The 1,922-nt window shown below is 66.6% G+C and carries 1 protein-coding gene; it reads left to right on the forward strand.

Annotated elements, in window-relative coordinates; translation table 11 throughout:
• Nucleotides 1-1,574: Ig-like domain-containing protein (locus PV679_RS24015; RefSeq protein WP_319682447.1), on the forward strand; the 1,574-nt coding region annotated here is incomplete at its 5' end.
• Nucleotides 1,575-1,922 lie beyond the last annotated feature (348 nt).

Genomic DNA, 1,922 nt, shown 5'->3' on the forward strand with positions numbered 1-1,922 from the left:
TCGGTGTGCACAGTCTGACGGCGGTGTACGGCGGCAACGCCAGCTTTGGTGGTTCGACGTCGCCGGTGGATATCCAGACGGTCACGGCTGCGAGCACCAGTACGGTGTTGACGTCGGCGCCGGATCCGTCGGTGTTCGGTCAGACGAAGATTCTGACGGCTACGGTCGCGGCGGTTCCTCCTGGCAGCGGGACTCCGACGGGGACGGTGAGTTTCTTTGACGGTGCGACGCTGCTGGGCACCAGCACGCTGGCCGGTGGTGTGGCGACGCTGTCGGTGTCGACCCTCAGCATCGGTGTGCACAGTCTGACGGCGGTGTACAGCGGTGACGCCACCTTCAGTGGTTCGACGTCGCCGGTGGATATCCAGACGGTCACCGGCGCCGGTACGACCACGACGCTGACATCGGCGCCGGATCCGTCCGTCTTCGGTCAGGTGAAGATCCTGACCGCCACGGTCGCTCCGGTGCCGCCCGCTGTCGGTACGCCGACGGGAACGGTCAGCTTCTTCGACGGTGCGACCCTTCTCGGTACCGGCACTCTGGCGGGCGGAGTCGCTACTCTCACCACATCGACGCTGAGCGTGGGAGTGCACAGTCTGATCGCGGTCTACAGCGGAGGCGGCAGCTTCACCGGCTCCGCTTCACCGATCGACATCCAAACGGTCGTCCGGGCCAACACCAGTACGGTGTTGACGTCGGCGCCGGATCCGTCGGTGTTCGGTCAGACGAAGATTCTGACGGCTACGGTCACCGCGGTCGCTCCTGGTAGTGGGATTCCGACAGGGTCGGTGAGTTTCTTCGACGGTGCGACACTGCTGGGCATCGGTATCCTGTCCGGCGGTGTGGCCTCGCTGTTGGTGTCGACGCTGAGTGTCGGTGTCCACAACCTCACGGCGGTGTACGGCGGCAACAGTAACTTCAACGCGTCGACCTCGCCTGTCGATCCTCAATCGGTCGTCCGGGCCAACACCAGTACGCTGTTGACCTCGGCGCCGGATCCGTCGGTGTTCGGTCAGACGAAGATCCTGACGGCTACGGTCACCGCGGTCGCCCCTGGCAGCGGGACGCCGACAGGGACGGTGAGTTTCTTCGACGGTGCCACTCTTCTGGGCAGCGGCAGCCTGTCCGGTGGTGTGGCGACGCTGTCGGTCTCGACCCTCAGCGTCGGCGTCCACAGCCTCACGGCGGTGTACAGCGGTAACGTCAGCTTCAACGCTTCCACCTCACCCATCGACATCCAGACGGTGAACCCGGGTACGGCGGCCACCAACCTGACGGCTGCTCCGGCCACCGCCACCATCGGAGGCGACGGACAGGCCCACATCGCCCGCCTCTCCGCGACCTTGACCGTGCGGAGTTCCGGTGCCCCGGTGGCTGGACAGACCATCACGTTCCGGGTGGGAACGACAGTCGTGGGGACGGCCATCACCAATGGCAGCGGCGTTGCCACCCGCACCAACATCACCATCAATCCGCTGACGATCATCAACGCCGGCAGCCGGTATACGGCGACCTTCGCCGGGACGGCCGGCTTCGGGTCGTCCACCGCCACGGCTGCTCTGGTACTCGCCTGAGCGGTCCGGCCCGGCGGCCGCCGGAGATGAACCATCTGCCGGACATCCACGGCCCGGCCCCGGGCGGGCCGTGGTGAGGACCGACCTGACGGGACGCGCGGCCGGATCGGCTCCAGCTCGGCTGGAACCGATCCGGCCAGGGCTTTTCTCTTGCGTCGGGCCGAGCCTGGCAAGAGCCGGGAGAAACGGCCTGTGCGGTCGGCATCCGGGCCGGTGCTTGATCACCGAAGACCGACCGGACAGGGCCTGGGCCCTGTCTGACACATCCCGCCTGGCCTGCGACGTCTGGCACGCACGCTCACCGCGTTGTCGGAGTCATCCGAGTACGTCCAGTACACGGATGATCCT

Origin of the sequence: Streptomyces sp. AK02-01A, assembly GCF_033795305.1 — a bacterium.
In the GTDB taxonomy this organism is placed as follows: domain Bacteria; phylum Actinomycetota; class Actinomycetes; order Streptomycetales; family Streptomycetaceae; genus Streptomyces.